Annotated in this window: 26 protein-coding genes; all 26 read left to right on the top strand. The window is 41.3% G+C overall.

Features of this window, described 5'->3' with window-relative positions; translation table 11 throughout:
* Positions 1 to 23 precede the first annotated feature (23 nt).
* Positions 24 to 245 carry a flagellar FlbD family protein gene (locus LC048_RS12855; protein ID WP_023614886.1) on the top strand — a complete coding sequence of 74 codons (222 nt, stop codon included), beginning with the start codon at positions 24 to 26 and terminating at the stop codon, positions 243 to 245.
* The gene (gene fliL, locus LC048_RS12850; RefSeq protein WP_226600614.1) at positions 235 to 663 is read left to right on the top strand and encodes a flagellar basal body-associated protein FliL; all 429 of its coding nucleotides are present in this window, start codon (positions 235 to 237) and stop codon (positions 661 to 663) included. The genes LC048_RS12855 and fliL overlap by 11 nt, the downstream gene beginning before the upstream one ends.
* A 42-nt stretch (positions 664 to 705) precedes the next feature.
* Positions 706 to 1707 (top strand): flagellar motor switch protein FliM, encoded by a 1002-nt coding sequence (gene fliM / locus LC048_RS12845; protein WP_226600615.1) that lies wholly within the window; start codon positions 706 to 708, stop codon positions 1705 to 1707.
* On the top strand, positions 1694 to 2950 hold the full coding sequence (gene fliY, locus LC048_RS12840; RefSeq protein WP_226600616.1) for a flagellar motor switch phosphatase FliY: 1257 nt from the start codon (positions 1694 to 1696) through the stop codon (positions 2948 to 2950). Before fliM ends, fliY begins: the two co-directional genes overlap by 14 nt.
* Before the next feature lie 18 nt (positions 2951 to 2968).
* Positions 2969 to 3331: a response regulator gene (locus LC048_RS12835; protein ID WP_079508438.1), complete on the top strand. Its 363-nt coding sequence runs from the start codon at positions 2969 to 2971 to the stop codon at positions 3329 to 3331.
* A gap of 21 nt (positions 3332 to 3352) precedes the next feature.
* Positions 3353 to 4015: a flagellar biosynthetic protein FliO gene (locus tag LC048_RS12830; protein ID WP_371931900.1), complete on the top strand. Its 663-nt coding sequence runs from the start codon at positions 3353 to 3355 to the stop codon at positions 4013 to 4015.
* Positions 4008 to 4673 carry a flagellar type III secretion system pore protein FliP gene (gene fliP, locus LC048_RS12825; protein ID WP_226600618.1) on the top strand — a complete coding sequence of 222 codons (666 nt, stop codon included), beginning with the start codon at positions 4008 to 4010 and terminating at the stop codon, positions 4671 to 4673. The genes LC048_RS12830 and fliP overlap by 8 nt, the downstream gene beginning before the upstream one ends.
* A 15-nt stretch (positions 4674 to 4688) precedes the next feature.
* On the top strand, positions 4689 to 4958 hold the full coding sequence (gene fliQ, locus LC048_RS12820) for a flagellar biosynthesis protein FliQ (RefSeq protein WP_306047917.1): 270 nt from the start codon (positions 4689 to 4691) through the stop codon (positions 4956 to 4958).
* A gap of 4 nt (positions 4959 to 4962) precedes the next feature.
* Entirely contained in the window at positions 4963 to 5739 is a 777-nt protein-coding gene (gene fliR, locus LC048_RS12815) for a flagellar biosynthetic protein FliR (protein ID WP_226600620.1), read from the top strand.
* Complete coding sequence (gene flhB, locus LC048_RS12810; protein WP_226600621.1) at positions 5740 to 6825, top strand: flagellar biosynthesis protein FlhB; 1086 nt, start codon at positions 5740 to 5742, stop codon at positions 6823 to 6825. It begins immediately after the preceding gene.
* 34 nt (positions 6826 to 6859) lie between these two features.
* Positions 6860 to 8896 carry a flagellar biosynthesis protein FlhA gene (gene flhA, locus LC048_RS12805; protein WP_226600622.1) on the top strand — a complete coding sequence of 679 codons (2037 nt, stop codon included), beginning with the start codon at positions 6860 to 6862 and terminating at the stop codon, positions 8894 to 8896.
* Positions 8893 to 10068: a flagellar biosynthesis GTPase FlhF gene (gene flhF / locus LC048_RS12800; RefSeq protein WP_226600623.1), complete on the top strand. Its 1176-nt coding sequence runs from the start codon at positions 8893 to 8895 to the stop codon at positions 10066 to 10068. The genes flhA and flhF overlap by 4 nt, the downstream gene beginning before the upstream one ends.
* The gene (locus tag LC048_RS12795) at positions 10061 to 10927 is read left to right on the top strand and encodes a MinD/ParA family protein (RefSeq protein ID WP_226600624.1); all 867 of its coding nucleotides are present in this window, start codon (positions 10061 to 10063) and stop codon (positions 10925 to 10927) included. Before flhF ends, LC048_RS12795 begins: the two co-directional genes overlap by 8 nt.
* Positions 10928 to 10934: 7 nt before the next feature.
* Positions 10935 to 12023, top strand: a complete 1089-nt coding sequence (locus LC048_RS12790; RefSeq protein WP_226600625.1) for a protein-glutamate methylesterase/protein-glutamine glutaminase — start codon at positions 10935 to 10937, stop codon at positions 12021 to 12023.
* Between the two features lie 19 nt (positions 12024 to 12042).
* Complete coding sequence (locus LC048_RS12785; protein ID WP_306047916.1) at positions 12043 to 14067, top strand: chemotaxis protein CheA; 2025 nt, start codon at positions 12043 to 12045, stop codon at positions 14065 to 14067.
* A 45-nt stretch (positions 14068 to 14112) separates the two neighbouring features.
* The gene (locus LC048_RS12780; RefSeq protein WP_371931899.1) at positions 14113 to 14568 is read left to right on the top strand and encodes a chemotaxis protein CheW; all 456 of its coding nucleotides are present in this window, start codon (positions 14113 to 14115) and stop codon (positions 14566 to 14568) included.
* Positions 14569 to 14583: 15 nt separating this feature from the next.
* A complete protein-coding gene (locus LC048_RS12775; RefSeq protein ID WP_226600628.1) occupies positions 14584 to 15225 on the top strand; it encodes a chemotaxis protein CheC in 642 nt (213 codons plus the stop codon).
* Complete coding sequence (locus LC048_RS12770) at positions 15218 to 15715, top strand: chemotaxis protein CheD (RefSeq protein WP_306047915.1); 498 nt, start codon at positions 15218 to 15220, stop codon at positions 15713 to 15715. Before LC048_RS12775 ends, LC048_RS12770 begins: the two co-directional genes overlap by 8 nt.
* Before the next feature lie 61 nt (positions 15716 to 15776).
* Positions 15777 to 16538, top strand: coding sequence for a FliA/WhiG family RNA polymerase sigma factor (locus tag LC048_RS12765; protein ID WP_226600630.1), 762 nt, complete (start codon positions 15777 to 15779; stop codon positions 16536 to 16538).
* Positions 16539 to 16557: 19 nt separating this feature from the next.
* Positions 16558 to 17940, top strand: coding sequence for a flagellar assembly protein A (locus LC048_RS12760; RefSeq protein ID WP_226600631.1), 1383 nt, complete (start codon positions 16558 to 16560; stop codon positions 17938 to 17940).
* 1 nt (position 17941) lies between these two features.
* The gene (locus LC048_RS12755; protein WP_226600632.1) at positions 17942 to 18256 is read left to right on the top strand and encodes a hypothetical protein; all 315 of its coding nucleotides are present in this window, start codon (positions 17942 to 17944) and stop codon (positions 18254 to 18256) included.
* A gap of 9 nt (positions 18257 to 18265) precedes the next feature.
* The gene (locus LC048_RS12750) at positions 18266 to 18874 is read left to right on the top strand and encodes a hypothetical protein (protein WP_226600633.1); all 609 of its coding nucleotides are present in this window, start codon (positions 18266 to 18268) and stop codon (positions 18872 to 18874) included.
* 144 nt (positions 18875 to 19018) lie between these two features.
* On the top strand, positions 19019 to 19729 hold the full coding sequence (gene rpsB / locus LC048_RS12745; RefSeq protein ID WP_041967225.1) for a 30S ribosomal protein S2: 711 nt from the start codon (positions 19019 to 19021) through the stop codon (positions 19727 to 19729).
* A gap of 150 nt (positions 19730 to 19879) precedes the next feature.
* Positions 19880 to 20764, top strand: coding sequence for a translation elongation factor Ts (gene tsf, locus LC048_RS12740; protein WP_226600634.1), 885 nt, complete (start codon positions 19880 to 19882; stop codon positions 20762 to 20764).
* Between the two features lie 130 nt (positions 20765 to 20894).
* Complete coding sequence (gene pyrH / locus LC048_RS12735; RefSeq protein WP_041967223.1) at positions 20895 to 21620, top strand: UMP kinase; 726 nt, start codon at positions 20895 to 20897, stop codon at positions 21618 to 21620.
* Positions 21620 to 22177 carry a ribosome recycling factor gene (gene frr / locus LC048_RS12730; protein WP_226600635.1) on the top strand — a complete coding sequence of 186 codons (558 nt, stop codon included), beginning with the start codon at positions 21620 to 21622 and terminating at the stop codon, positions 22175 to 22177. The genes pyrH and frr overlap by 1 nt, the downstream gene beginning before the upstream one ends.
* The last annotated feature ends 334 nt before the right edge of the window (positions 22178 to 22511 follow it).

Below are 22511 nucleotides of genomic sequence, written 5' to 3'. Positions count from 1 at the left end.
CCTTTTAGCCCCTGTGGATAATTGTGATTAAAGTAACTAAATTAAACGGTAAATCATTTAGAATTAATTCATTATTTATTGAAGTGGTTGAAGCTTTTCCGGACACGACGATTACATTAACCAATGGGCGAAAGTATGTCGTACGGGAAAGTGAAGATGAAGTAAGCAAATTAATCCGGGAATTTTATCAGAGTGTCGGTCTTCTTGGAGGGCGAGTGTTGGAGGAACTGAATCATGAAGAATAATAAGCTGGTAATGATTATGTCGGTCATGCTGGTAGCCATATTACTCGTAGGAACTATAGCAGTTGTAGCGGTTATGAAGCTTACGGCAGAGGATGGCGAAAAAGAGCCAAGCATCGATGAGGTGCTGGAAGCTTCCGTAGATATTCCCGAGGTAACTACAAACCTGGCATCAAATGATTTTATAAAGATTTCATTCAAAATCGAAACAGACGGCAAAAAAGCAAAAGAAGAGTTGGAAAAGAGAGATTTTCAGGTGAAAAACCTAATTATTTATGAACTATCCGAGAAAAAGGCAGAAGAGCTGCAAGGCAAGGAAGGCAAGATGAACCTTGAAGAAACTCTCAAAACAAAGTTGAATGACCTGATGCTTGATGGGAAAATCAAAAAGGTCTACATAACAGGTTCTCTCCTCCAATAACAGATTGAATGAAACTACCGTAACCATATGGAGGTGAAGAGAATGTCGGGAGAGGTATTATCGCAAAGCGAAATTGATGCTTTGTTATCGGCTTTATCAACAGGGGAAATGGATGCGGATGAATTAAAGAAGGAACAAGTAGAGAAAAGGGTTAAAGTTTATGATTTTAGAAGAGCTTTGCGTTTCTCGAAGGATCAAATCCGCAGCCTTACCCGAATTCATGAAAACTTTGCCAGGCTATTGACTACCTTTTTCTCCGCGCAGTTAAGGACGTATGTCAATATTAGTGTCGCTTCAGCAGACCAGATCCCTTATGAGGAATTCATCCGGTCGATTCCGAAGATGACAATATTGAATGTATTTGATGTAGAACCACTAGAGGGAAGGATCCTGATGGAGGTTAACCCAAACATTGCATACGCAATGATGGACAGGCTGCTTGGAGGAAAAGGGGCAAGCCATAATAAAGTCGATAGTTTGACTGAAATTGAAACTAGGATCATGTCTAATATGTTTGAGAAAGCTTTTGAAAACTTCAGGGAGGCCTGGGGTTCAATATCAGATATCGATCCGCAGTTATCCGAATTCGAGATTAATCCTCAATTTTTACAAATGGTTTCGCCTAATGAGACCGTCGTGGTGATTTCGTTGAACACTACTATAGGAGAAGCAAGCGGAATGATCAATATATGCATCCCGCATGTAGTTCTGGAGCCGATCATTCCTAAATTGTCAGTAAAGTATTGGATGCAATCGGATAAGAAACAAAGCTTGCCTATCGAAAATTCAGTATTGCAAAGTGAAATTCAAAAGGCTGATGTTTCAATTACAGCAGAAATAGGATCCTCCGAAATCTCAATCCAGGATTTCCTGATGCTTGATATCGGTGATGTAATTGAATTAAATCAGCAAATTGACCAGCCTTTACTGATAAAAGTCGGAGATATCCCTAAATTTGTAGGACAGCCAGGGAAATTGAACAAAAAGTTAGCCATTCAAGTGTTTGATACATTTAAGGGGGGAGACGTTGATGGTGAGCGATGACATGTTATCTCAAGATGAAATTGATGCGCTTCTTAGAGGAACCTCTGATGAAGCGGAAGAAACAGAAAGTACAATTAACGTAGATGACTATTTTTCTTTCATGGAAAGAGATGCTTTAGGAGAAATCGGCAACATATCGTTTGGCAGTTCAGCTACCGCATTATCAACTTTATTGAACCAGAAGGTGGAAATTAATACCCCTACGGTTACAGCTGTGCACAGGTCAAAACTTGAAGATGCTTTTCCTGATCCTTATGTGGCCGTGCAGGTATACTATACAGAAGGATTTACCGGCAGTAATATGCTTGTTATCCAACAAAATGATGCAGCGATTATCGCGGATTTAATGCTTGGTGGCGATGGATTGAACCCAAGGGAATTACTTGATGAGATTCAGCTGAGTGCCGTTCAAGAGGCAATGAACCAAATGATGGGATCTGCTGCAACCTCCATGTCGACAGTGTTTAGCAAAAGAGTCGATATTTCACCTCCGAATATCAATCTGTTGAATGTAGTGGAAGGTGAAGGAACTGATTCGATTCCTGAGGATGATATTTTGGTAAAAGTATCATTCTCGTTAAAGATTGGCAATTTAATAGATTCTAATATTATGCAACTTTTGCCAGTAAGTTTCGCTAAAAGTTTGGTTGATGAATTATTGAATCCCGGTGGTGCACAGGCACCTGAAACTCAAGCTTCACCTATACCGCAAAGTAATCAGGTTGAATTAAGTCAATCTAATACTGCGCAAGAACAGGCCAACTACGCTCAAACTCAGGCGATGCAGCAAGAATATCAGGTGCAACATGAACCCGCTTTTTATCAGCCACAAACCAATCAGGGAGTTCCACAAGGACATGGCTATTCTCAGCCAATGCCATCGGCGCCACAGCATATAGGCCATGTGATGCCAGGAGCACAGCCAACGGTTCAACCTGCTGTATTCTCAAGTTTTGAGACAGTGCAGACACAACAGGCGGAGACAAAGAACCTGGATATGCTGCTTGATATTCCGCTGCAGGTCACAGTTGAACTGGGCAGAACGAAACGTTCGGTTAGAGACATCCTCGAATTGGGATCGGGTTCAATCATCGAGCTAGACAAACTAGCCGGAGAACCTGTCGATATTCTAGTCAACAATCGCTTGATTGCTCAAGGTGAAGTAGTTGTTATTGATGAGAATTTTGGTGTCCGTGTTACGGATATAATCAGCCAGAGCGATCGCATTAAAAAATTGAAATAATCTACAGGGGGAATTCCAATGGCAAACAAGATTTTAGTCGTAGACGATGCGGCTTTCATGAGAATGATGATTAAGGATATTTTGACAAAAAACGGCTTCGAAGTCGTCGCAGAGGCAGCTGACGGTGCACAGGCACTTGAAAAATATAAAGAATTCCAGCCTGACCTTGTGACAATGGATATTACAATGCCAGAAATGGATGGCATCACTTCCTTAAAGGAAATCAAAAAAATCAACCCGAACGCAAAGGTTATCATGTGTTCAGCAATGGGCCAGCAAGCGATGGTCATTGATGCAATCCAGGCTGGTGCAAAAGATTTCATCGTAAAACCTTTCCAAGCAGACCGTGTTATCGAAGCGATTTCAAAAACATTAGGTTAGTGAACTTTTATCATTTAGAGGGTGCGGCAATTGTTAAGATTATTCCGAACTGCCTCGACAATTCTTTTCTTATTAGCTGCTTTGTTAAGTCCGCTGAGCTTCCCGAGCGCAGAGCAGCTAAATAAGAGTGTAAAGGATTGCTTGAAAGATCCATCGTGTGAAGATGAACAGGCAGATAAAAATACAAACATATCAAACGATGAAGATTCCCAGGTTGGAGTAAGTTTCCTGGATTTCGTCAGGATGATCCTTGCTACCGCCTTTGTGGCAGCATTAATCTACTTTCTCCTTAAGTTCATTAATAAAAAGAGTATGGTATATAAAAGCTCGCAGCTTGTAGAAAATCTCGGAGGCGCAAGCCTTGGCGCTAACAGATCAGTCCAGATTGTTAAAGCGGGCAATAAGCTGCTCATCGTTGGTGTAGGAGAAAATATACAACTACTAAAAGAAATAGACGACCCGGAAGAGTATAGCCAAGTCATTCAGGAGTATAACAATAAAATGGAGCAGCTTGTACAGCCAAGCGATATTGTGACAAAGTTGCTTAAAAGAGCGAAGAAAGATGGCGGCAATCAGCGTTCCGATTTTTCCGCACTACTAAAGAATCAACTGAGTGATATGGCGAGCGGAAGAAAGAAAATGTTTGAGGAGATTCAGAAGAAAGGGTCAGAAAAAAATGAATGAGTTTATGGAGTTTTTCAACAGCAGTGCTCCTGAGAGTGTCTCGACATCCGTTAAGCTGATGCTCCTTCTGACCGTGCTTTCCATTGCGCCAGGCATCTTGATTTTAATGACAAGTTTTACAAGGATCATCATCGTTCTTTCCTTTGTCAGAACGGCGCTTGCAACACAGCAAATGCCGCCCAACCAAGTGTTGGTCGGTCTTGCAATGTTCCTGTCATTCTTCATCATGGCACCTACTTTCCAGGAAGTGAATGAACAAGCTCTGACTCCTTTATTCAATGAAGAAATCAATTTGGAGCAAGCCTACGACCGGGCATCCATCCCTTTCAAGGAATTCATGAGTGCTCATACCAGACAGAAGGATTTAACGTTGTTCCTTGAATATTCTAAAGCTGACACACCTGAATCCATTCAAGATATCCCTCTGACAGCTCTTGTTCCTGCATTTGCCATCAGTGAAATCAAAACAGCATTCCAAATCGGGTTCATGATATTCATCCCTTTTCTAGTAATAGATATGGTTGTGGCAAGTGTCTTGATGTCGATGGGGATGATGATGCTTCCGCCAGTCATGATTTCACTTCCATTTAAAATTTTGCTTTTTGTCATGGTAGACGGATGGTATTTAGTCGTGAAATCATTATTACAAAGTTTTTAAGCAGGTGAATGAAAAATGACATCAGAAGCGGTTATTTCGATAGCTGAAAGAGGAATTTATACAGTTTTAATGATTTCAGGGCCTTTGCTGATACTAGCGCTGGTAGTTGGTTTGATCGTCAGTATTTTTCAGGCTACAACGCAAATACAGGAACAGACACTGGCTTTTGTGCCGAAAATTGTTGCCGTCCTGGTCGGCGTCATTTTCTTTGGGACGTGGATGCTCAGTTATATGCTGAGCTATGCGACGGAGATATTTTCAAATCTTACAAGGTTCGTAGGCTGATGAGATGCTAGATTTCATTCCATCGTTTCCGGCATTCCTGCTGATTTTTGTAAGGGTGACGTCCTTTTTCTTGATGATGCCTTTATTTTCATATCGGACGATACCCGCATCACATAAAGTAGGGCTGGGATCCATGCTTTCTATCATCATGTTTACCGCAATAGGATCTCCAGAAATAACAGTAGATAGCACGTATTTCATGCTGGTCATCAAAGAAGCAATGGTTGGGTTATTCATAGGCTTCATTGCGGCTTTAATGATGGCTGCCATCCAGATTGCAGGGGGATTCATCGATTTTCAAATGGGCTTTGCAATCGCGAATGTCATTGATCCACAAACAGGCGCACAAAGCCCACTGATGGGGCAGTATTTATATACAATTGCTCTTTTGTTTCTGCTGACAGTCAATGGGCATCATTTGTTGATGGATGGAATATTTTACAGTTATGATTTTATCCAAATCGATCAGCTGATGATTCCCTTTGGGAATGAAAATATTGCCGAATTCATTATCCTGGCTTTTAACAAAATGTTCATTATTGCCTTCCAAATGTCCCTGCCGGTTGTTGGCAGTTTGTTCCTGGTCGATGTCGCGCTGGGGATTGTGGCAAGAACTGTGCCGCAATTAAATATATTTGTAGTCGGACTGCCAGTCAAAATTGCTGTCAGCTTTCTCGTCCTTATTGCGGTAATGGGCGTGCTGATAATGGTAATATCGGATCTATTCTCAACCACTCTTGCGACAATGCGAGGATTGATGGAATTGATCGGAGGAGCTTAAATGGATTTTTTAAGATTAGACCTGCAATTTTTTGCAGGTGAGAAAACTGAAAGAGCGACTCCTAAAAAGAGGCAGGACGCACGAAAAAAAGGACAGGTTGCCAAAAGCCAGGATGTCAATACAGCCATTGTCCTCCTTGCTGTGTTTTTGTTTTTAATGTTTTTTGGCAGTGTGATGCTGGAGCGACTCATCGGAATTCTTCGCCATTCACTGCAAAATTATATGCTGATGGATTTGACAGCGAACAATATTGAATCAATTGTAATCGAGATATTGGGTGAACTGCTCATTTTCCTCGGACCGGTCATGATTGTTGCGTTGATCGCAGGAGTGGCTGCCAACTACATTCAAGTCGGCTTTATGTTTTCTACTGAGGCAATACAAATGAAACTTGAAAAGATTAATCCAATTAGCGGCTTCAAAAGGATTTTTTCCATGAGGGCTATCGTTGAATTGTTAAAATCAATCCTCAAAATTACCTTTGTAGGAGTGATTGCTTTCTCAGTTCTGTGGCTGCGATTGGACGAAGTCTTGCTGCTTGCTAATAAGAGTGTTGGTGCTGCACTTACTACCATTGCGGGGCTGACGCTTCAGATGGGTCTTTTTGCTTCCGGAGCATTGCTATCTTTATCATTATTGGATTATCTGTACCAAAAATATGATTATGAGAAAAGTATCCGTATGTCAAAGCAAGACTTGAAAGATGAGTATAAAAATATCGAGGGTGACCCTCTGATCAAGTCGAAAATCAAGCAGAAGCAAAGAGAGATGGCAATGCGGCGGATGATGCAAGAAGTCCCAAAAGCGGATGTGGTCATAACAAACCCGACTCATTTTGCGATTGCGTTAAAATATGACGAGCAGAAGTCAGATGCGCCGATTGTTGTAGCAAAAGGTGTCGATTTTGTTGCACAGAAGATTAAATTGATTGCCAAGGAAAATGACATCATTTCTGTCGAGAACCGTCCTCTGGCAAGGGCTTTATACAGCCAGTCTGAAATAGGGGATGCCATTCCTGAGGAATTTTTCAAAGCGGTGGCAGAAATCCTGGCCTATGTATATCAAACAAAAAATAAAGTGCTGTAATTCTTAGGTATGCAGTGTTTAGGAGAGAAGTACTATGTCAGCAAGAGACCTATCCGTCCTGCTTAGTGTCATATTAATCGTAGCCATGTTGATCATTCCTTTTCCGTCATGGCTATTAAGTGTACTAATCATGGTAAACATCTCAATTGCACTACTGGTGCTATTGAACACAATGAATATGACCGAGCCGCTGCAGTTTTCTGTTTTTCCTTCACTGCTGCTGTTGTTAACATTATTCAGGCTTGGGCTGAATGTATCGACAACACGTTCAATTCTGTCAAAAGGTGAAGCAGGCGGAGTGGTTGAGACGTTCGGAACCTTCGTTGTCGGAGGGAATGTTGTTGTCGGGATGGTCGTTTTCCTGATACTGATCATAATCCAATTCGTCGTCATCACCAAAGGTTCAGAGCGTGTTTCAGAGGTGGCAGCACGATTTACACTGGATGCGATGCCTGGTAAGCAAATGAGTATCGATGCTGATTTAAATGCCGGGATGATTTCTGAACAGCAGGCGCGTGAACGACGCGAAAAAGTAAGCCGTGAAGCCGACTTTTACGGTGCGATGGACGGTGCTAGTAAATTCGTAAAAGGAGATGCGATCGCGGGAATTATCATCGTTCTGATCAACTTGATCTTCGGGATTGTCATAGGTATGACTCAATTAGGGTTAAGCATTGGAGAATCAGCTGAAAAATTCTCATTATTGACAGTTGGAGATGGGATTGTCAGTCAAATTCCGGCACTGCTGATTTCAACAGCGACTGGTATAGTGGTTACTCGTGCTGCGTCTGACGGAAATCTTGGAATTGATATTACTTCACAGTTACTGGCTTATCCTAAAATGCTGTATGTCGGGGCAGCAACGATTTTCCTTTTAGGGCTGTTTACACCAATCCACGATATGCTTACGATTCCAATCGCAGCACTGATGGCTTTTGGTGGGTACTCCTTCTCCCGTGTTCCAGAGCCGGATAAGCAGCAGCTGCAGGAAATGGAAGAAGACATCCAGATGGACGAGATGAAGAGTCCAGAAAGTGTTGTTAATCTACTAAATGTTGATCCAATTGAGTTTGAATTTGGGTATGGGTTAATTCCCCTAGCAGACGCTAACCAGGGAGGAGACCTTTTAGACCGGATTGTCATGATAAGAAGGCAGCTGGCCATTGAGCTGGGATTAGTCATTCCGGTGGTCAGGATCCGGGACAATATTCAGCTCCAACCGAATGAATACAGACTGAAAATTAAAGGAAATGAAATGGCCAGGGGTGAATTGCTCCTCGATCATTATCTGGCAATGAGTCCTGGTATAGATGATGATTCAATTGAAGGAATCGATACAATCGAACCAAGTTTTGGCTTGCCTGCTAAATGGATCACGGAAGAAATGAAGGAACAGGCTGAAATCTTCGGCTACACCGTTGTCGATCCGCCTTCAGTGGTGTCGACACATATTACAGAAGTGATCAAGGCTAATGCACATGAGTTGCTCGGAAGACAGGAAACAAAGCAGCTGATCGATCATCTTCGTGAAAGCTATCCAATCCTTGTCGAGGAAGCAACTCCTAATCCATTATCTGTTGGAGAAATTCAAAAAGTACTTGGCAAGCTGCTTAAGGAGAATGTATCAATCAGGAATTTACCGATTATCTTCGAAACACTTGCAGATTACGGAAAAGTAACATCAGATACAGACATTCTTGCTGAATATGTTCGTCAGGCACTTGCAAGGCAAATTACGAACCAGTATTCACGGAATGGAGAAACCTTAAAGGTGATTACACTGTCAGGAAGGGTAGAAAAGGTGATTGCGGAAGGTGTCCAGCAAACTGAGCACGGTAACTTCTTATCTCTTGATCCGGCCCTTTCGCAAGGGGTTTTGGAATCTGTGGCAAACCAGGTAGAGCAATTGAGCATAATGGAACAAACCCCGATTATCTTATGCTCACCTGCAGTCAGGATGTATGTGCGCCAGTTGACTGAAAGGTATTTTGCACAGATTCCTGTATTGTCTTATAACGAACTCGAAGCAAATGTTGAAGTCCAAAGTGTCGGAGTGGTGAATGTAGAATGAAAGTGAAAAAGTATACAGCTTCATCCATGCCGGAAGCAATGAAACTAGTCAGAGGGGAATTGGGAAGTGATGCAGTAATCTTGAATTCTCGTGTTGTCCAGACAGGAGGGTTCATGGGCTTTTTTAAGAAAAATAGTATTGAGGTAATTGCCGCCATTGACCCAGACACTGAAGCAAGTCCAAAGCCTGCCAGTACGGATAAGCCAAATAAATTCAAGCCGTACGTAAAAGATGATGAATCTAAAAAAGGCTTACAAACTGTAAAGATGAACCCTTTAACAGAAATTCAGCGAAAAGCCGACAAGGACCTTTTAAAAGAAATTTCTCAGCTTAAGGAAATGTTAAAGGGAACGGGTAAATCTGAAGGTGTTCCTTTGCCAGAACCATTGAGCAGGCAAATCCAATACTTGAGAGATCAGGAAGTAGATCATGAAATTATTGATGAATTGGCTGCAGCTATTCTTGAAAAGTGGTACCTTGGTGGAGCGAAAGCAAGTGATAAGGAAATTACCGACTGGATTGGCTCAGCTATTGGAGACAAGCTTTCTCCACTTTCATTTGAAGGAGTTTCTTTTAAAAGGAAGTTTGTCAATGTCATTGGACCGACGGGAGTAGGGAAAACGACAACTTTGGCAAAGGTTGCTGCTGAATGTGTATTGAAGCATCAGAAGAAGGTGGCTTTTATTACGACAGACACCTATCGAGTTGCGGCAATTGAGCAGTTGAAAACTTATGCGAAAATCCTCGATGTTCCTATCGAAGTTTGCTACAACTTGGATGATTTTAAAGCTGCCACAGATAAATTCGCTGAGTATGATCTTGTTTTTATTGATACTGCTGGACGGAATTTCAGAAATCAAAAATATGTAAACGATTTGAAAAATGTAATTGATTTCGGTAAGAACATGGAAACCTACCTTGTCCTCGCTTTGACGGCAAAACAAAAAGATATGGAAGAAATTACAAAGCAATTTTCGCTGATTCATATTGATCAATTTATTTTTACTAAATTGGATGAAACTGCGGTTTACGGGTCGATGCTTAATATGGCAATAAAGTTCTCGACTGGAATTGCCTATCTGACCAATGGACAAGATGTGCCAGATGACCTGATCCAGGCGAATCCTAAAATGATTGCAAATACTATTCTTGGAGCAAGCACCTATGAATGATCAGGCAGAAAAATTAAGGAATCGTCTAAAAATGGAAACTCCATCGAAGGAAGCGAAAACCCTTGCAGTGGTCAGCGGCAAGGGTGGAGTCGGCAAATCGAATTTTTCACTTAACTTCTCAATTTCCCTCGCCAAAAAAGGCTTTAAGGTATTATTATTTGACCTTGATATCGGAATGGGGAACATCGAGATACTAATGGGTAAAAATTCTTCGCTTTCCATTGCCGATTTCCTTTCAGGCAAATCTTCGATGGAAGAAGTTATTTTTGAAGGGCCGCATGGAGTTGAATACATATCAGGCGGTACAGGTTTAAGCCAGTTGGTCAGGATGGACCGTGATAGCGTCGAATATTTTACTTCCAGCTTAAGTGAAGTCCTAATGAAGTATGATTATCTAATTTTTGATATGGGAGCCGGATTGAACGAAGAAACATTATCCATCTTGCTGTCTGTCAATGAAATAATTGTCATCACTACGACTGAACCAACCTCATTGATGGATGCATACGCCACAATGAAATATATTCATCTTGCAGATTCAGAATTGCCTTTCTATTTAGTGGTCAACAGGGCGGGTTCTGCCAAGGAGGGCAATGACACGATGGTAAGGCTCGAGGATGTTCTCGTGAAATTTTTGGGCAGGACCCCTACCAAGCTTGGGATCCTGCCTGATGATAAAGCAGTCCAGGAAGCTGTGAAACGCCAAATACCCTTTACGTTGTTCAATGAAAGGTCACAAGCTTCTAAAGGATTGGCAGCGATTATTGAAAAATATATCAATAAAGAGAGCTACAATGCCGAAAAGAGAGATAACAGGAGTTTTACAGCAAGATTGAAGCAATTCCTTTTCGAAAGGTAGTGGTCGAGTGGCAAAAATTAGAGTTCTCATCGTAGATGATTCGGCTTTCATGCGCAAGCTGATCAACGACTTTCTATCAGAACACCCTGAAATTGATGTTATTGGCACGGCGCGTAACGGAGAAGATGCCATTAAGAAATGGCGGGAATTAAGTCCCGACGTTATAACACTTGATGTCGAGATGCCTAAATTTAATGGGTTAGAAGTTTTGAAGATGGTTATGAAAGAACGACCGCTTCCTGTCGTTATGCTTTCAAGCACCACGAAAGAAGGCGCAGACACGACTTTGCAGGCGATACAAGCGGGAGCTGTGGATTTTGTGGCAAAGCCATCAGGGTCCATTTCTATTGATTTACATAAAATCAAAACGGAGTTAATCCAGAAAGTTTTATCAGCCAGTAAAGCTAACTTAACCAAAATAAACTTTCTTGAAGACTCCAAATCTATTGGAAAGAACCAGAACCGTTCAATAGATTCAGAGATAAAGGTAGTAGGACATGTAACGACCAGGGGATTTACCCGTGAATCCAAAAAGATAGTCTGCATAGGGACATCTACCGGGGGTCCCCGGGCATTGCAACAGGTTTTAACTTCATTGCCAAAAGATATTGATGTACCTATACTTGTCGTCCAGCATATGCCGCCTGGTTTTACGAAGTCCCTTGCAAATCGACTAGATTCCTTGAGCCAGATCAGAGTCAAGGAAGCGGAAGATGGGGAACTTTTACAAAAAGGAACGGCCTATATAGCTCCAGGTGGATTCCATATGGAGGTTAAGAGTTTAGGGTCGACGTTGGCAGTCAGCCTTAGTCTGTCGTCCCCTCGAAATGGTCATCGACCTTCAGTGGATGTGATGTTCGAGTCCATCAGTACCGTCAAGAACTACTCTAAAATTGCTGTTATCATGACAGGAATGGGGTCAGATGGTTCTAAAGGGCTGGTTGAGATGAAAAAAAGCGGCGGAGTTAAAGCGATTGCCGAATCGCAGGATACATCAATCGTTTTCGGGATGCCGAAAGCAGCGATTGCAACGAACATGGTTGATGAGGTTGCGAATGTCGAAAACATCGCTCAAACAATCATGAATTATATTTGAGACCGGAGGTAATGAGCACATGGAATTGAATCAATATCTTGAAGTGTTTATTGAAGAAAGTAAAGAACATTTACAGGACTGCAATGAACAGTTGTTGGAATTAGAAAAGAGCCCACAGAATTTATCGATCATTAATGAAATTTTTAGGTCAGCCCATACTCTTAAAGGGATGTCCGCGACAATGGGTTATGAGGACCTGGCAAGCCTTACACATCAAATGGAAAATGTATTGGACGCAATACGGAATAACAGATTGACAACAACACCTGGAATTGTCGATATTATTTTCATGGCTGTCGACCACCTAGAAGATATGGTTCAGTCGATCGCGTCCGGGGGCGATGGCAAAAAGGATGTTACTGAAACAGTTGAAAAGTTGAAACTGATTGAAAAAGGGGAACCGCTCTCAGGATCTGCTAAGAACGAGGTTGCTGCTACAGCAGTTTTAGAGGCAAATCAACAATCCTACTATGATGAATTTGAATGGACGGTATTAAAGCAGTCCAAAGAACAAGGATTCGGTGTTTATGAAATTGCCATCGCTCTGCGAGAAGATTGTTTATTAAAGGCTGCCCGAGTTTTTATGGTGTTTGAGGTACTGGAGAAGATCGGAGAAGTAATCAAAGCAAATCCATCAGTAGAGCAGCTGGAAGAAGAGCAATTTGACCATGAATTTACTGTTACATTTGTCTCAAAAGATGATCCAGAGGATATAAAAAGCAAGATCATGAAGGTGTCTGAAGTTGTCAAAACGGACTTAAGATCTTTAGAGTTTGATAAAGATTCCAATGAAGATTTGGACAATACAAAAGTACATGAATCCAATTCTCCTGGTCTTGATCTAGTTTCTTCACCGGTGATTGATAAAAAAGGCAGTGTCAAACAGCAAAGTAATGGCAGCAAAACGATTAGGGTAAACATTGAACGTCTGGATATTTTAATGAATTTATTTGAAGAGCTTGTAATCGACCGTGGCAGACTAGAGCAAATTTCCAAAGATCTTGAAAATGGTGAGCTTACTGAAACGGTCGAAAGAATGTCCAGGATTTCAGGTGACCTACAAAATATCATTCTAAATATGCGGATGGTCCAGGTTGAAACGGTATTCAACCGCTTCCCGAGAATGATTCGTCAGTTAGCGAGAGATTTAAATAAGAAGATCAACCTTGACATCGTAGGTGCAGAAACAGAATTGGATCGCACTGTAATTGATGAGATTGGTGACCCTCTTGTACATTTATTGAGAAACTCTGTTGACCATGGGATTGAATCACCTGAAGTGCGCAGGGCAAAGGGCAAGAACGAAGAAGGTACGGTCGTGCTTCGTGCGTTCCACAGCGGAAATCATGTCTTCATTGAAATTGAAGATGATGGTGCTGGAATCAACAGGGATAAAGTTTTGAAGAAGGCAATCAGCAAGGGAATCATAACCGAGCAATCTGCTGCTGGGTTTACTGATAAACAGGTGTATGAATTAATTCTTTCTTCAGGCTTTTCCACTGCTGAGACAATATCCGACATTTCTGGCCGCGGGGTAGGATTGGATGTTGTAAAGAATACAATCGAGTCATTGGGAGGAACAATCTCTATCGATTCAAAGGAAAATGAGGGAACTATTTTCTCGATTCAGCTTCCGTTGACATTATCGATCATTTCTGTGATGTTAGTTGAAATCCAGAAGGAAAAATTCGCCATCCCTTTATCATCGATTATTGAGACAGCCATAATCAAAGAGACTGATATCATGAATGCGCATAATCAAAAGGTGATTGATTTTAGAGGCAAGGTTGTGCCGCTGCTATTCTTAAAAGATATCTTCGAGGTACCGTCTGAGCAAGTTGATGATCAATTCCATTCAGTCATTATCGTTAGAAAAGGAGATAAAATGGCAGGTTTGGTAGTAGATTCATTCATAGGCCAGCAAGAAGTAGTCCTTAAATCACTAGGGAATTATTTAACGAATGTATTTGCGATTTCAGGAGCTACGATCCTTGGAGATGGACAAGTAGCTTTGATCGTGGATTGCAATGCCTTAATTAAATAGATTCCTGTTTAATGCAATGACGATGATAATTTAGGAGTGATGAAAATGGCTGAAAATCTGGTTTCAGACTTGAAAGTAATCGTGTTCCAGCTGAATGACAAAGAGTATGGTGTTCCAGTAAGCCAGGTGAAATCTATTGAAAAAATCATGCATATCACAAGGGTTCCTCATACAAATCCTTTTGTAAAAGGGGTAATGAATCTTCGAGGAGTAGTGACTCCGCTTTTGGATTTGCGCATCAGGTTTGGTATAGAAGAACAATCATACAACGAAAGTACTCGAGTAATCATTGTTTCAGTAGAAGATAAAGAAGTTGGCTTGGTTGTTGACGGCGCAAATGACGTGATTGATATTCCGACAAACATGATTGAACCACCGCCTGAAGTCGTGGGAATAGCAGCTGAGGGATTTATTGAAGGAGTAGCTAATCTGGATAAGAGGTTATTGATTTTAATCGATTTAAACAAAATCCTTGAGTCCGATGAAGTTAAAGCTTTGTAAGAAGGGAATATAACTATGACTTTTCTAAAAAGCATTTCGGACATTCATCTTGATATATTAAAAGAGGTAGGAAATATTGGGGCAGGACATGCTGCAACGGCTTTATCAACTCTGTTGAATAAAAAAATTGATATGAAGGTGCCCAGTGTCAGGGTTGTTTCATTTGACGAAGTGATGGATCTTGCCGGGGGACCGGACAATGTGGTAGCAAGCGTTTTTCTTCGGATAGAGGGTGATGCTCCAGGGAGCATGTTTTTCATCCTTCCTCTTCCGCAGGCGGAGAAGTATATAGGACAACTTACAAAAAACCAGTCATTCTCGTTTGCCGAGGAGCAGGATAATGAACTGGCATTGTCCGCTCTTCAGGAATTAGGCAATATTTTATCTGGGTCATATTTATCATCTCTTTCTGATTTTACGAAACTGAGCCTGTACCCTTCGGTTCCGGCTTTAAGCATAGATATGGTAGGAGCAGTCATCAGTTTCGGCCTGTTGGAATTGTCTCAGGTGAGCGATTATGCAATCGTGATCGATACGGCTTTGGATGAAGAAGAAGCTCAGTTGCCTGACAGTGTGAATGGACATTTCTTTCTATTGCCAGACCCGGATTCGTTCCATATCATTTTTTCTGCATTAGGAGTAAGGATTGATGCATAAAACAGCAGAAATCATCAAAGTTGGCATTGCTGATATGAATATCGTTATGGTTCCTGATTTAATACGTACTACGGGTCTTGGTTCCTGTGTAGGTGTGGTATTGTATGATCAGGTAAGGGAAATCGCTGGTATGGCTCATATAATGCTTCCAGATTCATCATTATCCCGTGCAGAGCCGCTGAATAAGGCCAAATTCGCTAATACTGCCATTAAGGAACTTTTAAATGCCTTGGTGAAAACAGGAGCAAGACCTGCAGGAATTAAAGCGAAGATAGCTGGCGGCGCTCAAATGTTCCAGTTTGCTGGAAGCAACGATATGATGAGAATTGGGACAAGGAATGTGGAAGCAGTTTTACAAGAATTGAAGGAACTCAGGATTCCGGTAATAGCCCAGGATGTTGGTGGGAACAGCGGTAGAACAATTGAGTTCAACCCGAAAACCGGGTTGATGCAAATCAAGACGGTTAATAAAGGGAATAGTGAAATTTAATGGAAGTCAATGATTTAATTACTTCAAAGAATACTGCGTAATGCGCGTGAGGAGGATTACAATGGTACGAGGATCCACTTCGGAAGAACAGGTAACATGGGATAAATGGGTACAGTTCCGTGATCCGGATGCAGGTAATTTGCTGATAAAAAAATATATGCCACTTGTTTCCTACCATGTGCAAAGAATTTCAGTGAGTCTTCCGAAAAGTGTGTCTAGAGATGATTTGAGAAGTCTGGGAATGATTGGTTTATATGATGCTCTAGAAAAATTCGACCCAAACAGGGATCTGAAGTTTGATACATATTCTTCATTTCGAATTCGCGGGGCAATTTTAGATGGATTAAGAAAGGAAGACTGGCTGCCAAGAAGTACCCGGGAAAAAGCAAAAAAAATTGATGCAGCCATCGAGAGGCTTGAACAGCGTTTTATGAGAAATGCGACCATCGAAGAAATTGCCAGCGAACTGAACATGGATGAAACGGAAATTTACTCAACAATAAATGAACATTTTTTCGCGAATGTACTATCGATTGATGAACATCCAAGTGAAAATGATGATCGCGATAACCAATCATTCGTGATCAAGGACGTAAAAGCTGAAATTCCTGAAGATAAACTTTTAAAATCCGAAATGCTAGAAGAGATAGCAGCAAAGGTTTCTAAATTAAATGAAAAAGAACAACTTGTTTTGAGTTTGTTTTATAAAGAAGAATTAACGCTGACAGAGATTGGACAAGTCATGAATCTTTCAACCTCAAGGATCTCGCAGATTCATTCAAAAGCGATCTTTAAACTGAGAAAATGGCTGGAGACAGCCTGACAGAAGGTAGGAGTTCAACTTGGCGATAGAATATAAGGTGAAGTTATCCCATGACAGGCTTAAGGCTGAATTGTCTATTTTTATAGGAAGTAAGGAAAACGTTGTTTCCGTAGACGAAATAATGAATATTTTAAAAGAAGAAAAGGTCGTTTTCGGTGTTAAGAGGGATGTGGTAACAAAAATCGCAGAGGATCCTAATTCTATCGAGTATCCAATCACTATTGCTGCAGGAGAACCTAAAGTGGATGGTGCAGATTCATATTTGCGCAACGAACTCCAACAAAATACTCTTAATGACCAAAAAGTCTTTAATTTTCGTTCTGTTATCCATATTCCCTCGGTTAAAAAGGGTCAGTTATTGGCAACTGTAGTCCCGCCAAGGAATGGACAGAATGGGACAGATGTTACTGGGAAGACCATTCCCGCCAAGCCTGGTCGTCACCTCAGAATCAAGCCGGGAAATAATGTGGTTCTTGAATCCCAACAGTTCTTTGCAGCTTGTGATGGACAGATCAGCATTACTCAAAAATCAATCTCGGTCAATCCTGTGTTCGAAGTGAAAGGTGATCTTGATCTAAGGACAGGCAATATTGACTTTGTTGGAAATATAGTCATTAAAGGGAATGTGCCCAGCGGATATGAATTGAAAGCCGGGGGAGACATAGTAATTGATGGACTAGTTGAGGCAGCAAACCTCCATGCAGAAGGCAATATCATCATCAAGGGTGGAGTAGCCGGAGCGAACAAGGGAAAGGTTACAACGGGGGGAAGTTTACTGGCGAATTATCTGAACCAGGCAAATGTAAAAACAGGACAAGATATTATCGTGAGGTCCTCCATACTACACAGTAAACTTACAGCTGCCGGCAATGTAGAATCCCGTACTGGAACAATCATCGGGGGGACAACCTCTGCGGGACGAAATATCTTCGTCAAGGAATTAGGCAATGAGCTTTTTACCAAAACTGAATTAGCCATTGGTTGGGATCCATTGCTGGAAAAAACAGAACTTGAAACTCTTCAATCTATTGAAACAGCAAAAGCCAATATTAGAAAGCTCACTGAAATAGAAGTGAAGCTCGCTGAAATTGGCAACCGGTCAGGTGCACTTACAGCAGAACAAAAACAGATGATTGTAAAACAGCGAAATACAAGGCAGAATGTTGAAGCTGGTTTAGCTGAATTGCTGTCTGAACTCGAGTTTTTACAACTTGAAAAACAGGATAGATTACTCTCATCCTTGTTTGTTTTTGATAAAGTTTACCCGAATACAAAGGTTTTTTTCGGAAAGTATGCACTTTTGACAAACCAGCACTACAAAACAGTTAGTTTCCATCTCGAAAATAGTGAGATTTCAATCTCTCCAATTATCGACACAGAAAGTCTACTAGTTAGGAAGTGACATGATGAGCCTCAAAGCAATCGAAATGCAGATTGCGCTTCCGAGGACACATGATGCCGGCAAGATTCAGGAACAACTTCAGCAGCGGGGACAGCATCTTCAGGAGCATGCGGCACAAAGTGTGACAAGGGAAGATGATTTAAAGCGCAAGTCGGTGGTTAAAAATAACCAAAAGCAAGAAGCTCGCCTGAATCAAGAGGGCGCCGATTCAGGTCACCAGCAGCAAAATGGCAGGGGAGATAAAAGGAACAAGAATGACCAAACTGCACAGCATCACCACCCTTATAAAGGGAAGGTGATTGATTACAGCGGATAGAGGGATGTTATGACCACTTTTCTACTACTTTTAAGCCTCATTTTAAACGGTACAGCAATCTTCGCAATTATTCTATTATACCTTCGTCAAAATCGGCTTGTAGAGGCAGAGAAAAAGCAGGAGAAAATCATTAAAGAAATTGAAGAAGTATTTTCAGCTTACCTCTTTGAATTAAAAGAGGAAAATGATAAATTCCTCGAATTGATGACAAAAACAAAAGTTAAAAATCAACCTGATGATAAATATACCGTTGCGCTCGAGGCGGCAGAAAAGGAGCCGGAAATAGACTCCAATCAAATAACACATGAAAATCAGCCGGAAATAGACTCCGATCAAATAACACAAGAAAAACAGCCGGTTAGATTTGGCAAAGGCATTGCCTACCATGCTGCCAGGAAGGCGTACCAGCAAAACCATGAACCAGATATAGCTGTTAATGATTCAATTCCAGTGGATTCACAGGAGAATAACGTCGAAATAAAACAGGTAAGTTTTATTGATCAGGTTCTGAACATGAAAAAACAGGGATTAACAATTGAAGAAATTGCAAGGGAAATGGACAAAGGGAAAACAGAAATAGAACTTTTGCTTAAATTTCGGCAAAAAACGCAAGAATAACTTGAATGTCAGTTTTTTTTATGCTATATTATCTCATGGTGTTAATACACACGTTCATTGATTTGGCCAGATGGTGCTGTTTCGTCAGTTCCTGGCTAAAGATGATTTGAACGGAGGAAATCAAAACCATTAGGAGGAAACACAATGTCAGTAATTTCTATGAAGCAACTGCTTGAAGCTGGTGTACACTTCGGTCACCAGACTCGCCGTTGGAACCCTAAGATGAAGAAATATATCTTCACTGAGCGTAACGGCATCTACATCATCGACCTTCAAAAGACTGTTAAGAAGGTTGAAGAAGCATACAACTACGTGAAGGAGCTAGCTGGTAACGGCGGTACTGTTCTTTTCGTAGGTACTAAGAAACAAGCTCAAGATTCTGTTAAAGAAGAAGCAGCTCGTTCTGGTATGTACTATGTTAACCAACGTTGGTTGGGTGGTACTCTAACTAACTTCGAAACAATCCAAAAGCGTATCTCTCGTCTTAAGAACATCGAAAGAATGTCTGAAGATGGAACTTTTGAAGTGCTTCCTAAGAAAGAAGTAGTTCAATTGAAGAAAGAGCAAGAGCGTTTAGAAAAGTTCTTGGGCGGAATCAAGGACATGAAGGGTCTTCCAGATGCTCTTTTCATCATTGACCCACGCAAAGAGCGCATTGCTGTAGCTGAAGCACGCAAATTGAACATTCCTATCGTTGGAATTGTTGATACAAACTGTGATCCAGACGAAATCGACGTAGTTATCCCTGCGAACGATGACGCAATCCGCGCAGTTAAATTGCTTACTTCTAAAATGGCTGACGCTATTATCGAAGCTAAGCAAGGCGAAGAGACTACAGAAGCTGTAGAAGCTTAATTTTAAAATAAGGTGATATAGGGAAGCACCCTTTATCACCTTTTTTTAAGACTTATATTCCAGTTAAATTCCATTGGGGTTTATATTGGCGAAATCAAGTTAAAATAAAGTATAGTTACATATAACCAAGATATTAGGAGGAATTTCATTATGGCAATTACTGCACAAATGGTTAAAGAATTGCGCGAAAAAACTGGCGCTGGAATGATGGACTGCAAAAAAGCACTTCAGGAAACAAATGGTGATATGGACCAAGCAATCGATTTCCTTCGTGAAAAAGGAATCGCTAAAGCTGCTAAGAAAGCTGACCGCATCGCTGCTGAAGGTACAACTTATATCCTTACAGAAGGCAATGAAGCTGTAATCCTTGAAGTGAACTCTGAAACAGATTTCGTAGCAAAGAACGAAGGGTTCCAGGTACTGGTTAAAGAAATCGCTGAACACCTTCTTAAGAACAAGCCTGCATCTGCTGAAGAAGCTAATGCTCAGACTATGGAGAATGGTGAAACAGTTGAAGGCCGCATTCATTCAGCTATGGCTAAAATTGGTGAAAAGTTATCTCTTCGCCGTTTTGAAGTCAAGACAAAAACAGACAGCGATGCATTCGGTGCTTACCTTCACATGGGCGGACGCATTGGCGTACTTTCTGTCCTTGAAGGAACTACAGACGAAGCAGCTGCTAAAGACGTTTCTATGCACATCGCTGCATTGAACCCTAAATATGTTTCTCGTGATGAAGTTTCTCAGGAAGAAGTTGAACACGAGCGCCAAATCCTTACACAACAAGCTCTTAACGAAGGCAAGCCTGAAAATATCGTTGCTAAGATGGTTGAAGGCCGCCTAAGCAAATATTTTGAAGACGTTTGTGTTCTTGACCAGGCATTCGTAAAGAACCCTGATCAAAAAGTACGCCAGTTTGTTGAGTCAAAAGGCGGAACACTTCGTGAGTTTACTCGTTACGAAGTAGGCGAAGGCATCGAAAAGCGTGAAGATAACTTTGCTGAAGAAGTAATGAACCAAGTAAACAAGAAATAATTTTTACTAGCCTATGTAATTGCAGGGAACACTCTAGTGTTCCCTGTTTTTGGACATAGCTTTAATTAGGCTTTTTAACGCGAGTAGATTTTATAGTCGCGAAGCCTAAATTTACATATGGAGGTACCCTATGACGAGCCCTAAATACAAAAGAGTTGTTTTAAAGTTAAGTGGAGAAGCATTAGCCGGAGAACAAGGATTTGGCATCAATCCGTCGGTAATTAAAAATGTTGCAGACCAGGTGAAGGAGATTGCTGAACTGGGTGTGGAGGTCGCTGTGGTAGTTGGCGGAGGAAATATCTGGAGAGGTAAAATCGGTGAAGAAATGGGAATGGACAGAGCGACGGCAGACTATATGGGCATGCTTGCTACCGTCATGAATTCCTTATCTTTACAGGACAGCCTGGAACAAGCGGGAATCGAGACAAGGGTTCAAACTTCCATCGAAATGCGACAGGTGGCAGAGCCATACATCAGAAGAAGAGCAATCAGGCATCTGGAGAAGACGCGCGTCGTCATTTTTGCAGCAGGAACAGGAAATCCGTACTTCTCAACGGATACGACAGCTGCATTGCGTGCTGCGGAGATTGAAGCAGATGTGATCCTTATGGCGAAGAATAACGTTGATGGCGTTTATTCTGCAGACCCGCGAGTTGACAAAAATGCTACAAAGTATGAAGAATTATCATACCTGGATGTGCTGAAGGAAGGTCTAGCAGTCATGGATTCAACAGCTTCATCCCTGTGTATGGACAATGATATCCCGTTAATTGTATTCTCTATTATGGAAAAAGGTAATATTAAACGAGCAGTAATGGGTGAAACAATCGGAACAATCGTTAGGGGGAAAAACTAATGCCAAAACAAGCAATTGCTAATGCGAAAGAAAGAATGTCAAAAGCGATCCAAGCTTACACCCGCGAACTTGCCAGCATCCGTGCAGGCAGAGCAAGCGCCTCTCTTTTAGACAGAATTCAAGTGGATTATTATGGAGCGCCAACTCCAGTCAATCAACTTGCTGGTATTTCTGTACCGGAAGCACGTCTTTTGGTTATCCAGCCATATGATAAATCAATCCTTGGTGAAATTGAAAAAGCGATTTTAAAGTCTGATCTTGGACTGAATCCTTCAAACGATGGATCAATCATCAGGATCGCTATTCCTCAGCTGACTGAAGAGCGACGCAAGGAGCTTGCAAAGCAGGTTAAAAAGGAAGCTGAAGAAGCAAAAATCGCTATCCGCAATATTCGTCGCGATGGCAACGAAGATTTGAAGAAGCTAGAAAAAAATGGAGAAATCACAGAAGATGACCTCCGTGGATACTCTGACGATATTCAAAAGCTAACAGATGAACATATCGCAAAAGTCGATCAGATTACAAAAGACAAAGAAAAAGAAATCATGGAAGTGTAAGGCTTCCATTGTGGTCAACATCGAAAACCCTCTGTTTTCCAGGGGGTTTTTTCTCTATACAAATACCATGTGATTCTAAAGGTTTTCAAAAACAAAGAGTTTACGAAAACGGCTTGAATGATAGAATATAATAATGTTGGCTGTTATATTCTGATTTACTACTAAACAACATATTCTGAATATAAGGCTTCTTATGTTCAGGAGCAGGCTGGAGTTGTAGAATATTAAGGTGAGTCCAACGGTTTATAGAGATATCTTTTTTCTTTTTTGGTATGATAGTGGCATATGGAATTGAAAGAGAAAAGAAAAGGATTGTTTTAGTAAGCAGTCCGGC

Source organism: Mesobacillus subterraneus (assembly GCF_020524355.2).
Taxonomy (GTDB): domain Bacteria; phylum Bacillota; class Bacilli; order Bacillales; family Cytobacillaceae; genus Mesobacillus; species Mesobacillus subterraneus_C.
This window is presented reverse-complemented; position numbering and strand designations above follow the sequence as displayed.